The organism is Proteus vulgaris (assembly GCF_033708015.1).
Classification (GTDB): domain Bacteria; phylum Pseudomonadota; class Gammaproteobacteria; order Enterobacterales; family Enterobacteriaceae; genus Proteus.
The window spans coordinates 1,180,279-1,192,987 of the sequence record NZ_CP137920.1 but is presented as its reverse complement, the minus strand read 5'-3'; the positions used below and the strand labels follow the sequence as shown (position 1 = coordinate 1,192,987).

Annotated in this window: 15 protein-coding genes and 2 tRNA genes; 2 read left to right on the top strand and 15 right to left on the bottom strand. The window is 38.0% G+C overall.

What is annotated here, in order from left to right; translation table 11 throughout:
- Positions 1 to 12: 12 nt before the first annotated feature.
- Both aroG and pnuC read right to left on the bottom strand, forming a co-directional pair.
- Positions 13 to 1,071, bottom strand: a complete 1,059-nt coding sequence (gene aroG, locus SB028_RS05565) for a 3-deoxy-7-phosphoheptulonate synthase AroG (RefSeq protein WP_069370110.1) — start codon at positions 1,069 to 1,071, stop codon at positions 13 to 15.
- A gap of 244 nt (positions 1,072 to 1,315) precedes the next feature.
- A complete protein-coding gene (gene pnuC, locus SB028_RS05560; protein ID WP_077885178.1) occupies positions 1,316 to 2,044 on the bottom strand; it encodes a nicotinamide riboside transporter PnuC in 729 nt (242 codons plus the stop codon).
- Between the two features lie 253 nt (positions 2,045 to 2,297).
- Between pnuC and SB028_RS05555 the strand changes: the two genes are divergently transcribed.
- Positions 2,298 to 3,185, top strand: a complete 888-nt coding sequence (locus SB028_RS05555) for an aminoglycoside 6-adenylyltransferase (RefSeq protein WP_069370109.1) — start codon at positions 2,298 to 2,300, stop codon at positions 3,183 to 3,185.
- Between the two features lie 169 nt (positions 3,186 to 3,354).
- On the opposite strand, the gene SB028_RS05550 is transcribed toward SB028_RS05555, so the two are convergent.
- The 11 genes from SB028_RS05550 to SB028_RS05500 all read right to left on the bottom strand — a co-directional run bounded on the left by SB028_RS05550 (position 3,355) and on the right by SB028_RS05500 (position 11,149).
- Positions 3,355 to 3,430, bottom strand: a tRNA-Lys gene (locus SB028_RS05550).
- Between the two features lie 30 nt (positions 3,431 to 3,460).
- A tRNA-Lys gene (locus tag SB028_RS05545) sits at positions 3,461 to 3,536 on the bottom strand.
- Between the two features lie 154 nt (positions 3,537 to 3,690).
- Positions 3,691 to 4,458: a tol-pal system protein YbgF gene (gene ybgF, locus SB028_RS05540; protein WP_069370108.1), complete on the bottom strand. Its 768-nt coding sequence runs from the start codon at positions 4,456 to 4,458 to the stop codon at positions 3,691 to 3,693.
- A gap of 9 nt (positions 4,459 to 4,467) precedes the next feature.
- A complete protein-coding gene (gene pal, locus SB028_RS05535) occupies positions 4,468 to 4,962 on the bottom strand; it encodes a peptidoglycan-associated lipoprotein Pal (protein ID WP_069370107.1) in 495 nt (164 codons plus the stop codon).
- A gap of 45 nt (positions 4,963 to 5,007) precedes the next feature.
- Positions 5,008 to 6,303, bottom strand: a complete 1,296-nt coding sequence (gene tolB, locus SB028_RS05530) for a Tol-Pal system beta propeller repeat protein TolB (protein WP_069370106.1) — start codon at positions 6,301 to 6,303, stop codon at positions 5,008 to 5,010.
- A 142-nt stretch (positions 6,304 to 6,445) separates the two neighbouring features.
- On the bottom strand, positions 6,446 to 7,513 hold the full coding sequence (tolA, locus tag SB028_RS05525; protein ID WP_069370105.1) for a cell envelope integrity protein TolA: 1,068 nt from the start codon (positions 7,511 to 7,513) through the stop codon (positions 6,446 to 6,448).
- Positions 7,514 to 7,541: 28 nt separating this feature from the next.
- Complete coding sequence (tolR, locus tag SB028_RS05520) at positions 7,542 to 7,967, bottom strand: colicin uptake protein TolR (RefSeq protein ID WP_023581195.1); 426 nt, start codon at positions 7,965 to 7,967, stop codon at positions 7,542 to 7,544.
- A gap of 22 nt (positions 7,968 to 7,989) precedes the next feature.
- Positions 7,990 to 8,676 carry a Tol-Pal system protein TolQ gene (tolQ, locus tag SB028_RS05515; RefSeq protein WP_069370104.1) on the bottom strand — a complete coding sequence of 229 codons (687 nt, stop codon included), beginning with the start codon at positions 8,674 to 8,676 and terminating at the stop codon, positions 7,990 to 7,992.
- Positions 8,676 to 9,071 (bottom strand): tol-pal system-associated acyl-CoA thioesterase, encoded by a 396-nt coding sequence (gene ybgC, locus SB028_RS05510; RefSeq protein WP_069370103.1) that lies wholly within the window; start codon positions 9,069 to 9,071, stop codon positions 8,676 to 8,678. The genes tolQ and ybgC overlap by 1 nt, the downstream gene beginning before the upstream one ends.
- A 310-nt stretch (positions 9,072 to 9,381) precedes the next feature.
- The gene (locus SB028_RS05505) at positions 9,382 to 9,789 is read right to left on the bottom strand and encodes a hypothetical protein (RefSeq protein WP_069370102.1); all 408 of its coding nucleotides are present in this window, start codon (positions 9,787 to 9,789) and stop codon (positions 9,382 to 9,384) included.
- Positions 9,779 to 11,149 (bottom strand): MFS transporter, encoded by a 1,371-nt coding sequence (locus SB028_RS05500; protein ID WP_318859931.1) that lies wholly within the window; start codon positions 11,147 to 11,149, stop codon positions 9,779 to 9,781. The genes SB028_RS05505 and SB028_RS05500 overlap by 11 nt, the downstream gene beginning before the upstream one ends.
- An 89-nt stretch (positions 11,150 to 11,238) precedes the next feature.
- On the opposite strand from SB028_RS05500, the gene SB028_RS05495 reads away from it, so the two are divergent.
- Complete coding sequence (locus tag SB028_RS05495) at positions 11,239 to 12,126, top strand: LysR family transcriptional regulator (RefSeq protein ID WP_069370101.1); 888 nt, start codon at positions 11,239 to 11,241, stop codon at positions 12,124 to 12,126.
- Between the two features lie 182 nt (positions 12,127 to 12,308).
- On the opposite strand, the gene ybgE is transcribed toward SB028_RS05495, so the two are convergent.
- Both ybgE and cydX read right to left on the bottom strand, forming a co-directional pair.
- Positions 12,309 to 12,593: a cyd operon protein YbgE gene (ybgE, locus tag SB028_RS05490; protein ID WP_069370100.1), complete on the bottom strand. Its 285-nt coding sequence runs from the start codon at positions 12,591 to 12,593 to the stop codon at positions 12,309 to 12,311.
- Positions 12,593 to 12,706 carry a cytochrome bd-I oxidase subunit CydX gene (gene cydX / locus SB028_RS05485; protein WP_069370099.1) on the bottom strand — a complete coding sequence of 38 codons (114 nt, stop codon included), beginning with the start codon at positions 12,704 to 12,706 and terminating at the stop codon, positions 12,593 to 12,595. The genes ybgE and cydX overlap by 1 nt, the downstream gene beginning before the upstream one ends.
- Positions 12,707 to 12,709 lie beyond the last annotated feature (3 nt).

Genomic DNA, 12,709 nt, shown 5'->3' with positions numbered 1-12,709 from the left:
CAAATTTAACGTTTAAGCTTTATTACGACGTGCTACAACCGCATCTGCTAGTTGGCGTAACAGCGTTTCAGTATCATCCCAACCAATACATGCATCAGTGATACTTTTACCGTAAACCAAAGGCTCACCGCTTTCTAATGATTGACTACCTTCCACTAAATGACTTTCAACCATTACACCAATTAATGCTTTTTCTCCAGAGCTAATTTGCTGGCAAATATCAGCACCAACTTCCATTTGTTTCTCAAATTTCTTGCAACTATTTGCGTGACTGAAATCAACCATGACGTTTTGTGGTAAACCGGCTTTTTTAAGCCCTTCTTTAACCGCAGCAACATGTTCAGCACTGTAATTTGGCTCTTTACCGCCACGCAAAATAATATGGCAATCACCATTACCTGCTGTGCGCACAATAGCAGAATGTCCCCATTTGGTTACAGAAAGAAAACAGTGTGGCGATCCTGCAGCATTAATTGCATCAATCGCCACTTTAATCGTGCCATCTGTACCATTTTTAAAACCAACAGGACAAGATAAGCCCGATGAAAGCTCACGGTGAACTTGTGATTCTGTGGTACGAGCACCAATTGCGCCCCAACTCATTAAATCAGCAACATATTGAGGCGTTATCATGTCTAAGAACTCGCCAGCCGTTGGCAAGCCACTATCATTAATCGTTAATAGAAGATTACGAGCAATACGTAAGCCTTCATTAATGTCAAAAGTATGATCCATATGAGGATCGTTAATTAAGCCTTTCCAACCTACGGTAGTGCGAGGTTTTTCAAAATAAACACGCATTACAATTTCAAGTTTGTCTTTCAACTCTTCTCTAATAAGACTTAAACGTTGTGCATACTCCAGTGCGGCTTTCGGATCATGAATAGAACAAGGTCCAATTACCACTAATAGACGATCATCTTTTCCTGCAAGGATTTGATGAATAGCTTCACGGGCATGACGAACTGTAAAAGCCGCATTATCAGTTGCTGGAAATTTTTCCAATAAAGCTACTGGCGGTAAAAGTTCATTAATTTGTGTTATTTTAAGGTCATCATTTTGATAATTCATTCCCGTGTATCCACTCTATGTTATCTAGTCAATGTTATTATTGCTTTTCCAATCTAACCATTCGATTTCTATCTGTAAACACCCTTTCCACCTAAAGCACCTATAGTCACCTTTCTAAAAATTTCAATATAACGGGAAATAGCGCATTTAAGCAAAATAATGATTCAAAATTGCGTTATAAATAAGAATAAAAACAATGAATATTAAGGCTGGAGAGAAAGATAACTCTACCAGCCTTTTTTTATTAGGAGAGATAATTATTTTCGCTAGAACGCTTTGCTGCTTTGATCCACAAACGAGAACCATTAATTGCGATAGCCAGTAAAATGATATATTCAACAGACATTGCATAAACACCTTGTTTGTAGAATATAACAATACTAATTACGTTAATAACTGACCAAATTAGCCAATTTTCAACCAATTTCCGTGTCATTAAGATCATTGCGACAATAGAAAGCACTGTCATTGTGGAATCCCAGAATGGGTAAGCATCAGGTTCCAGAACTGGCGTCGCTAAATTTGCACCAAAGACATTTAATATATCAACAGCAACAACAGCTAAATAACCAAATACAGTATCAATATTAAAAGTAAGAGCGGCAATCGCGGCTATCGAAACCACGATTAAAAAGAGGCAATGACTTGACTTTAACCAACGTATTTTCAATTCAGCCTGCTCAAAGTCATTCACTCGGCTCCATGCATACCATCCATAAATATTGGCGGCAAAGAAAAATATTTGAAGGAGTAAACTTGCATATAGCTGGATTTGGAAAAAAATAATGGCAAACAGAGTGACATTAATAAGTCCAAATAAATAATTGATAATTTTTTCCTGACTGGCAAGCCAAATACAGAGTAGACCAGCAATGGTACCAACGGCTTCAATCCATGAAAGTGGATACCCACCTTTTCCGAGTGGGATATTGACTAAAATATTATTGATACTAAACCAACTCATCACATCCATTTTACAACCCCGACTTAATCATATAAAAAAACAAAGAAAATATGGGTTCCTGCGATATCTTTGCAAAGTAGTAAAGATATATTATAAATTCATATTTATAATGGTACTTGGTTTTTAATATTAAACATTATGTTTCTTATTCAGAAAAATAACAAACAAATGTTTTATATACTAAACAAAATATTCTAATTCTACGTTTTAAATAATAAAAACGACAAATAACTTTAGTACATTTTACTTATTAGAGAGAAATATGGAGACAACAACACGTTTAATCGATCGCATGCTATCTTTTGCTCTTCTCGATCCTAGAATTGAAGCCGTGATCTTAACGGGATCGTTAGGACGCAATAGAAAGATAGACAGTTATTCTGATATTGATATAGAGCTTATCGGTTATGGTGCGACAGAGCTCGCAAAAAACCAACATTGGTTATCGCAATTCGGTGATGCTCTTGTCAGCTTACAGTTGGAATGTGAAGATCCCAAAAGTAAGTTTTGGCCCATTTATTTACATGTTTTAGCTCAAGGCCGAAAAATGGACATTATGATGGCGGAGCCTGAACGTATTTTTAACATGAAAACTGAAGGACTTAGCCCAGTTTACCAGCGTGGATATCAAATCTTACTCGATAAAACGGGGTTATGTGATGAGCTTCCTGAAATTAGCACTATAACGCCACCTACGCTGTCAAAAGAACAGGCGTATAACAATGCTCAAGAATTCTGGTTTGAGGCGACACAAGTCGCTATAGCCATTTTACGCCATGAATTTTGGTTTGCTAATTATCGTATAAATGATATGCGTGAATGGCTAATCGTGTTACTTGAACAAGTTGCGTTACACAATACGCCAACACAAGATGTATGGTATCAAGGAAAAAACCTGAAAGAATGGCTACCTAAGTTTTATTCATTACGTTCATTGGAAAGTACCCTTGCAATGAGCACTCCCTATGAATCTGCTGCAACACTTTCAATTATGATGGCATTTTTCCTTGATGCTTCAAAACGTCTCAATCATCCTATTGCTACAGCTATTAAAACTCAAGAACTTGTCAGTAACTGGTTAATTGACAATGAATTTTTGACTGAAAATGAATACAACCAGATCACGTCATCAATTATTTGTCATTACTGATCGCAATATTTTTTAATTAAAGTGAGATGGTTTTTTCGATTTTGGAAAGACTGTCTTAAGTCTTGAGCAAAGTGATTCGATTGTAGTATCGAAAGAAAATAAAGATAGAATAATTGATAATATAGCTGGTGACTAACGTAGCGATGATTAATCTAAGAAGGGTTTGAAATGGTGGGTCGTGGGCGATTCGAACGCCCGACCAATTGATTAAAAGTCAACTGCTCTACCGACTGAGCTAACGACCCATTTCAATAAAACGGATTGATGTTCGAAAGTGGTGGGTCGTGGGCGATTCGAACGCCCGACCAATTGATTAAAAGTCAACTGCTCTACCGACTGAGCTAACGACCCTTTTTCGAACTCACCACATTCTCTGTGGCAACGGCGGGTAATAATACTGATTTAATGTTTTTGTGCAATGTTTTTTTTCAAAAAAAAACTCAACCGTTGAAAAAACAATCAGTTAACCCCGAAAATGCAACATCTAACATTACGGGGTTAATAATTAGAGTGCTCCCAACTGCTTTTGCGCTAATTTAGCGCCAGCACTATTTGGATATTGCTTAATCACTTGTTGGTAAACAGCTTTAGCATTATCCTTTTGCCCTTTCTCTTGCATGATCAAACCAATTTTATAAAAGGCTTCACTTGCTTTTTGAGATTTTGGATAGTTTTTAACAACAATAGCAAATGTGCTTGCTGCCTGATCCTTATTACCTTTTAGATAATACATCTGACCCAACCAAAATTGTGCATTTGATTGATAGCTAGACTTCGGATAATTATTGATAAAGTTGTTTAATTCAACAATTGCCTTATCGTAATCTTTAGAATTCAGTACGATATCAATTGCTGCATTATAATCAGCCTTTTCATCACCTTGCCCTGCGTTATTTGTCGTAGACGGTGTTGAAGAAGCAGAATTATCAGGTTGAGTGGCTTCTGTTGAAGTTGAAGTACCACCACCAAGGCTATCTAATTGTTGATAGATGTTGCGTTGACGTTCAACAACTTGATTTAACTGGTATTGATTTTCCTGAATTTGGCCACGCAACATATCAATATCACGCTGAGAATCAGCGAGTTGTTGCTGTAATTGGGTCAAAAGCTGGCTGTGAGCATTTGAAAAACGCTCAAGTTGGGCGAGTCGTTCATCGGTCGAACCTGAACCGATATTACTGATTGGCGCTTGGGCAATAGCGGCTACGGGAGCCGCTACGCCAACCAGTAACAACAGACTCATCACGAAAGGTCTGAAGTTACTGTTGTTCATGCCGTTCTCTTAGTAATCCAGTACTGCACGACGGTTTTTCGCATAAGCGGCTTCGTCATGACCTAGTACAGCTGGTTTTTCTTTACCATAAGAAACGATTTTCAGTTGATCATCTGATACGCCTTTACCTTGCAGATACATTTTCACTGCGTTAGCACGACGTTCGCCCAGAGCGATGTTGTATTCTGGAGTACCGCGTTCGTCAGCATGACCTTCTACAGTGATACGTACTGATGGATTTGCACGCAGGAATGCAGCGTGTGCATCTAACAGGTTAGCGTAGTCTGAGCTAATGTCATATTTGTCAAAACCGAAGTAAACGATGTTTTGTTGTTTCAGTTGTTCTAATTGCTGACGCGCTAATTCTTCAGCAGTAGGTCCTTGTTCAACAACAGGTACATTGTTTGTATCAGTTTGATCGTCGTTTTTGTTTGAGCTACATGCTGCAACAGCAACGAGTGGTAATGCTAACATCAACCCTTTAAACACTTTGTTTAATTGCATCTCTATTTGTTCCTTTATTTGTTTGCCATACATAATTTTTATGCATCACATAAACGGTGACCAGGCAGGTGATTTAACCTGACCGTCAGTCGCCGGAAGACGCGCTTTGAAACGTCCATCAGTCGATACTAGCTGCAAAATGGTGCCTAAGCCCTGTGTAGAGCTATAAATAACCATTGTACCGTTAGGAGCGATGCTTGGCGTTTCATCCAGAAACGTATCTGTTAGATATTGTACGGAATTCGTTTCCAGATCCTGCTTAGCGATATGTTGCCTACCGCTTTCAGAACTCACCATAACTAAGAAACTACCATCTGAGCTTACTGCTGGGTTTTGATTTTGTTTACCTTCCCAAGTAATGCGCTCTGGTGTTCCACCGTTAATATTAATCTTGTATATTTGTGGGCGACCACCTTGATCTGAAGTATAGACTAAGGTTTGTCCATCTGGCATCCAATTTGGCTCGGTATTATTACTTCTGCCATTGGTTACCTGTGTCATATTTCCACTGGCTAAATCCATAACATACAGATTTAAGCTACCGCTCTTAGAAAGCGCAAATGCCAGTTTAGAGCCATCTGGTGAAAACGAAGGTGCACCATTATGTCTTGGGAATGATGCAATTTGGCGAATTTCACCTGTTGCTAATGTTTGCACGACTAAAGCAGATTGACCACTTTCAAAGGTCACATATGCAAGTTTAGCACCATCTGGCGACCATGCTGGTGACATTAATGGCTGTGATGAACGATAAACACGATCTTGGTTAAATCCATCATAATCTGAAACACGCAATTCATAAGGATATGCACCACCATTTGTCACAACGACATAAGCAATACGTGTACGGAATGCACCACGAATACCTGTTAGTTTTTCAAACACTTCATCACTCGCTGTGTGTGCAGCGTAACGTAGCCATTTAGATGGAACTTTAAACTCACTTTGAGATAAAACGGCACCGGGTGAGCCTGCAACATCAACAAGCTGATAACTTACCAAATATTGACCATCCGCTGATGGTTGCACTCGTCCCACAACAACAGAATCAATGCCTAATGCAGTCCAAAGTGCAGGTTGGACTTCAGATGCGGTAACAGGTTGTTGAGGTATACGGGATACATCAATTGGATTAAATTTTCCGCTATTACGTAAATCAGCCGCAATCACACCAGCGATATCTTCTGGCATTTGACCTGTGCCTTCCCATTTAAAAGGAACAACACCAATAGGTCGTGCAGTATTTACCCCTTGTGTAATTTCTATTCGAACTTCAGCGTTAGCCAAAGTGGTTACGCATAAAATTAAAAGCCCGAAGATAACATTTAATGCCTGCTTCATCATGTCTCCCTTTTATTATTGCGGTTATTACGCAATAACGTACAGAATAGTAACAAACGCTTTTCAACAACACCATACAGCGCATCAATAACATTCTAAAATAGCTATAAATTAGTGTATGTTTTCCTACAATCAGACAGTTTTATGGCTTAAACTCAATTGTTGATGATTTTACTTGTTCATAAACATCTTTCGGTGGTTTAGGTAATTTAGCTGTATTCGCTGCACGTAATGCCACTTGACATAATGCGGGATCACCACTTGCAATCTTCGCATTAATTAACATTCCATCAGGCGCAATACTAATCCTTAGCTCACAAGTTTTACCTTTATATAACTCTGGATCAATAAATTTCTGTTCTATTGCGACTTTCAGTTGGCCTTTATAGCGATCTACACCTTCACCATTTGCACCTGTGCGATTTCCTCCGCCCTGTCCAGCAGCTGAGGCTCCACTTTGTTTATTACCATCAGCGACTAAACCATCAAGCAAACTATCAACAGCCTTACTTTGCTGTTGAGCAGCTGCTTTGGCTTTTGCTTCAGCTGCCGCTTTCGCTTTAGCTTCTGCCGCAGCTTTGGCTTTAGCTTCTGCTTCAGCCTTGGCTTTGGCATCAGCTTCAGCTTTTGCTTTCGCATCTGCTTCGGCTTTTGCTTTAGCTTCTTCTGCTTTTTGTTTTGCCGCTAATTCAGCTTGTTTTTTTGCTTCTGCTTCAGCTTGAGCTTTTGCATCTGCTTGTTCTTTTAAGATGCGATCACGCTCTGCTTTCGCTTGCGCTGCCGCTTCTTCTGCAACTTTTTGTTCTTCTTTTGCTTTAGCAGCCGCTAATGCAGCTTCACGTTTTTGAGCTTCAGCTGCCTCTTTCGCTTGTAAACGCTCAACTTCTAACGTTTTCAAACGTTCTTGTTCTTTCATTTGCTGCTGACGCAACTCTTCTTCTTGCTGCTCAGCTCTCGCTTTACGTTCTTGCTCAGCCTTTTGGACGTTAGCCTGTTGTGCTTTTTGCTGGTTATACTGTTGTACTACCGCATTAGGATCAACCATAATAGCATCAATAACTTGCCCATCTGATCCACCGCCACCACCTAAATCCCATTTCTGAGTTAATGACCCCCAGATAAGCAATGCGATAACAAGCAAATGTAAGGCGGTAGACAAGATAACTGAACCGCTCAATTTACTTCGGATTGGCTTCGTTTTCTTTCCCACGCTATTATCCAAACTTATTTCAACCTAATTACATAGGCTGAGTCATTAAACCTACAGATTTAACACCTGCTTGACGTAACATGTTGAGCGCTTTAATTATCTCATCATAAGGAACATCTTTAGCACCGCCAATAAGAAAGACAACTTTCGGATTTTTTTCCAGTTGTCGTTTAGCTTCTGCCATAATCTGTTCTTGTGGTAATAATTCTAATACTTCCTGATCGACACGAATATTATATTGCCCAACACCTGCAACTTCGACAATCACAGGAGGATTGTCACTACTTGAAACCGTTTGTGTCTCTGTTGCTTCAGGAAGATCAACCTCAACACTTTGCGAAATAATAGGTGCCGTTGCCATAAAAATAAGTAACAGCACTAATAGTACGTCGAGCAAAGGAACAATGTTAATCTCTGATTTTACGCCTCGGCGGCTACTGCGACCCCGTGCCATCAGCTCTCTCCTTCTGCGTTAACTATTTCTTTTCTGCGGAGGTAAAAGCTTGGCGATGTAAAATCGTCAGGAACTCTTCCATAAAGTTATCGTAACTTTGTTCCAGTTTATTTACACGCTGCGTAAACCGGTTATAAGCCATAACTGCGGGGATTGCCGCAAATAAACCGATAGCTGTTGCAATCAATGCTTCAGCAATGCCAGGGGCAACCATTTGTAATGTTGCTTGTTTTACACTGCCTAATGCAATAAATGCGTGCATAATCCCCCAGACAGTACCAAACAGACCAATATATGGGCTAATAGAACCGACAGTACCAAGGAAAGGAATGTGATTTTCTAAAGATTCTAGTTCACGATTGAACGAGACTCGCATAGCTCTCGACGCACCGTTAACAACCGCATCAGGTGCGTGAACATTTGCTTGATGTAAACGGGCAAATTCTTTAAAGCCAGAATGAAAAATTTGCTCTGAGCCAGATAACTCATCGCGACGAGCTTGGCTATCTTTATATAAGCGCGCCAAATCAGTACCTGACCAGAATTTATCTTCAAAGTCTGCAGCTTCACGATCGGCGGCATTCAGAACTTTTGTTCGCTGAATAATAATCGCCCAAGATGCAATAGAAAATCCGATTAAAAGCAACATGATCAACTTGACTAAAAGCCCTGCTTTTAGGAAGAGATCGATAACATTCATGTCAGCCACTACTTAAACTCCGCGATAATGGACTTAGGAAGCGCTACTGGCTTCATTTTTGATGAATCTACGCAGACAACGAGCACTTCTGCGCTACATAATACACAACCATCTTCATTAATAATCTTTTGAGAAAATGTCATTGAAGCACCACGCAATGTGGTAATTTCACTTTCTATTTGCAAAAGATTATCAAGTCGAGCTGGCGCAATATATTCTATTGATAATTTACGTACAACAAATACAACATGATCATACTCCCGTAAATCATGCTGATGAAAACCTTTCTCTCTAAGTAGCTCAGTTCTAGCGCGTTCAAAATATTTCAGATAACTGGCATGATAAACAACACCACCAGCATCAGTATCTTCATAATAAACACGAACAGGCCAAAGAAACTGCATATTACCTCCCTTACATTTCCCCAGTTAAGTCCATAAATAATGTAGCCACAGGTTACTTAACTATACTTAAGAGGTCGCTCTAAGGGAATCATAGTAACGTAAAGAATAGAAAACGCAGTTTTCAGGCGCCAATCATAAACTCTTCTTTGCAACACGCAATATGCTTTATGCTCGGAATAGAAAAAATATTTTTATTAAGACAGCATAAAAATGCTTGCTAATTAGAAATTCATAGATTGCCTCATTTAGCAGTATTATTTTTAATGACAGAAAAAAACCAGTTTAAAAACTGGTTTTTTATATAAATCAATTAATTATTTGAGATTGGAGTTTCATGAAGATAGTGCCATTGCCAACACTCATCATGAGAATTACGTCTCAATAATACCACTGACTCACGCATAAGAATTTTCTTATTTTCACTGTGTTTTTCTTGATATCTGACAAGCGCCAAACAATCTGACTGATAAATTATTTTATAATTATCCGTTTTTATTTTCAGACCACTTCTTTTCCCTGCATTTTTCCTGAACATCGCGATAACGTCATCATAACTCACTGCTTTTCCATTGATCCCAACCATCGAAAACTCTTGAGATAAAAGATGTTCTATTTTTGTAATAGCATCAACAGATAGCGGATATTGCGTAAAAACGGTTTCAATCTCATCATGCAGAGATTTAATGCTTTCTATAATTAAGTCCGAATTAAAATTCATCTTGTATTTCCTGTGTAATAACATCTTTCTTTAGTGTCAATAATAAAATAAGAGGTAATATGCCTATCAATGCGTATATTAAAAACGTCATTTTATAAGCTGTTTGTGGTAAACAAAAAAGAGAAAGAATATTAAATAACATAGCAACCATTGTTGCCCCGACACTAAAAACAACTTGTCTGTTAATATTCCAAATAACACTTGCTTGAACTAATTTTTGTGCACTAAAGTCATACAATGCGGTGGTTTGAGCAGTGTTTGCACCAATCCCCCCACCCACTCCGATAATTAGATATGTACTAATAAGTAATGGAATATCTGTATTATTATTTACAAGTGTTAATAAAGAAATACCTATGCTGTGTAATAACAATGCAATAATAAATAAGCATTTCATACCTAATTTATTATAAAGAGCACCACTTATTATTATTGAAATAAAAGCACCCAGTGCATACAACAACATAAAAAAACCTGTACCTTGACCTGTAAATTTTAAATATTGTTGTAAATAAAAAATAGCGAGAATATTCACTCCAGTAAAAATACCTGGAATACAGTAATAAATAAAAATAGAGAGTGATAAATTTCTATTTTTTAATAATGCTAAATTAATAACTGGCGATGAATGGTGCCGATAATGGTAATAATAAAATACAGTAAAAATTGCTGAAAATAGGGCAATCGCTAAAGCAAGTAATGTTGAGTGATATTCACCATAAGCAGATAACGCGAACAATCCAGATACAATGATCAAGCTAATAAGAATGATACCTTTAATATCAGGTATCACGTTTTCTTTAGGTAAAGGCTCTTTTACCCAGATAAAGGCTAGAAACGCAGTTAGCAATGAGAATGGAATATTGCTATAAAAAACCCAACGCCACGAAACAACATCGACAATAAATCCACCTAATGTCGGCGATATTGCAGGTGCAATTAAGGCTATTGCCATAATAAGTGTAGAAATTTTACTTCTTTCATGCCCTTGAAAATATTGAAACGTTAATGCTTGCCCAATAGGGATCAGCAGACCACCACTCACACCTTGAAGAAAGCGCCAAAAAATAAGTTCGCTGAAAGCGTGTGAATACCCCACTAATGCGACAGATAAACTAAACATCAACATTGACGTTACCATCAATGCTTTAATTCCAACACGTTGAGATAACCAGTGACTCAATGGAATAATTAATGTTAATCCCAGAATATAACTATTTGAAACCCATGTAACCGAAACAATAGAGATTTGCATATCATCAGCAATTGCAGGTAATGCAATAGCTGACATAAAAATGTTAATACAATCTATAAAGAAGCCCAGCAGAAATATAGATGCAATTCGATAGCGGTAAGTCATAAAAATCCTCCGTGCATAGAGTACGAAAGATTGACGAATTTCGTCTATCTGACAAAATAGAACTTATTGTTTAATCAGAGTAAACAATCATGCAAAATCAAATTGATCGAATTCGCTCTTTTATTGCGGTTGTTGATACAGGCTCATTTACTCAAGCGGCAAAATATTTACGCCTCAGTAAATCAATGGTAAGTATTCATATCAAAGCATTAGAAACAGAATTGGATGTGTCATTGCTCAATCGTAATACACGGCGATTTTCACTCACTGAAACCGGTGAAATGCTTTATCAAGATTTCCGTCTCGTGTTAAGTCAGTTAGAACAAACTTTAGATAAAGCGCGATTAGGACAACAAGAATTACAGGGATCGTTGCGATTAAGCTCAACGGCTGAATTTGGTAAATACTATATTTTGCCATTACTTAATCAATTTATGCAGTTACACCCAAAGCTAAAAATACAGTATGCGTTTAATTCATCTATTGAAGATTTAATAAACCATAAACTTGATCTCGCTATTCGGCTTGGCACATTGAAAGACAGTAATTATCGTTCTACAAAACTGGCGGAATATCAAATAAGTTTGGTTATCTCTCCTGAGTTATTACAGAATTTCTCAATAAAAACTATCGACGACTTAAGCGCTATTCCTTATTTAGCAAATAGTAATTTACGCCAAAGTAAGCTTTCACCCTCTTCAGAATTTAACACTCTGCTTTCTCAGTTAGCTCAAGAAGCCTATTTTGAAACGAATACCATTGCGGCATTAAAAAAAATGGTACTTTCTTGTGCTGGAATGACTATTTTGCCACATTGGTATATTCATCAAGAATTATTAGATGAAAAACTAGTCGTGTTGTTTCCTGAAATTTCTTTGCTAATGCAATCCGTTAATATTATTTTTCCTTATAGTGAGTATGTTCCAAGAAAAACACGTTTATTTATTGATTACTTAAAAGAAAATATCCAACTATAACGCTAGAGGAGTGAGAGAATTCAGCCCATGGAGACCAGCGTAAATCCGTCGTACAGAGGATTGCGGTCTGAGAAGTGGGAAGCCTCGCCGTTTACGGCGGGGAGCAGTCACCAAGGATAGATATTTACAAAATAAAATACCTTATTTCTTTTTCATACACTGAGCAGAAATAAGGTATTTTTTTAGAAGAAAAAGTAAATTAGCCCAACAACTAAAATAATAATTGCAGGGATTGGATGTAATAAACATTTTGCAACAACATGTTTAGGACGAAATGCTAGACCAAACGTCGCTCCAGCACATACAGACCAAATAAGAAGAATACCTTGCCAAATTGCAAGTGAACTCGTGTTCGCTGCAAATCGGCTAGGATCCCACATAACACAAAATGCCATTACCAACGCCATGATTAAAACAAGAGCCCTAATAGGGCCCTTGTCGAGTAGTTGGTAGCTTTTATCCAACATTATTCTTCACTTTCTGAAGCTTTTTTCGCTTCAGCGTGCTCGAAAGCCAGTCCTGCGATCACCGCAATACTACAAGCGAAGAGCGTTCCGAGAAGCCATGCAAAATACCACATTCT

Excerpts from the sequence above, each read along its gene's own strand:
- aroG (WP_069370110.1), bottom strand. The coding sequence starts at position 1,071 with ATGAATTATCAAAATGATGACCTTAAAATAACACAAATTAATGAACTT.
- pnuC (WP_077885178.1), bottom strand. The coding sequence starts at position 2,044 with ATGGATGTGATGAGTTGGTTTAGTATCAATAATATTTTAGTCAATATC.
- SB028_RS05555 (WP_069370109.1), top strand. The coding sequence starts at position 2,298 with ATGGAGACAACAACACGTTTAATCGATCGCATGCTATCTTTTGCTCTT.
- ybgF (WP_069370108.1), bottom strand. The coding sequence starts at position 4,458 with ATGAACAACAGTAACTTCAGACCTTTCGTGATGAGTCTGTTGTTACTG.
- pal (WP_069370107.1), bottom strand. The coding sequence starts at position 4,962 with ATGCAATTAAACAAAGTGTTTAAAGGGTTGATGTTAGCATTACCACTC.
- tolB (WP_069370106.1), bottom strand. The coding sequence starts at position 6,303 with ATGAAGCAGGCATTAAATGTTATCTTCGGGCTTTTAATTTTATGCGTA.
- tolR (WP_023581195.1), bottom strand. The coding sequence starts at position 7,967 with ATGGCACGGGGTCGCAGTAGCCGCCGAGGCGTAAAATCAGAGATTAAC.
- ybgC (WP_069370103.1), bottom strand. The coding sequence starts at position 9,071 with ATGCAGTTTCTTTGGCCTGTTCGTGTTTATTATGAAGATACTGATGCT.
- SB028_RS05505 (WP_069370102.1), bottom strand. The coding sequence starts at position 9,789 with ATGAATTTTAATTCGGACTTAATTATAGAAAGCATTAAATCTCTGCAT.
- SB028_RS05500 (WP_318859931.1), bottom strand. The coding sequence starts at position 11,149 with ATGACTTACCGCTATCGAATTGCATCTATATTTCTGCTGGGCTTCTTT.
- SB028_RS05495 (WP_069370101.1), top strand. The coding sequence starts at position 11,239 with ATGCAAAATCAAATTGATCGAATTCGCTCTTTTATTGCGGTTGTTGAT.
- ybgE (WP_069370100.1), bottom strand. The coding sequence starts at position 12,593 with ATGTTGGATAAAAGCTACCAACTACTCGACAAGGGCCCTATTAGGGCT.
- cydX (WP_069370099.1), bottom strand. The coding sequence starts at position 12,706 with ATGTGGTATTTTGCATGGCTTCTCGGAACGCTCTTCGCTTGTAGTATT.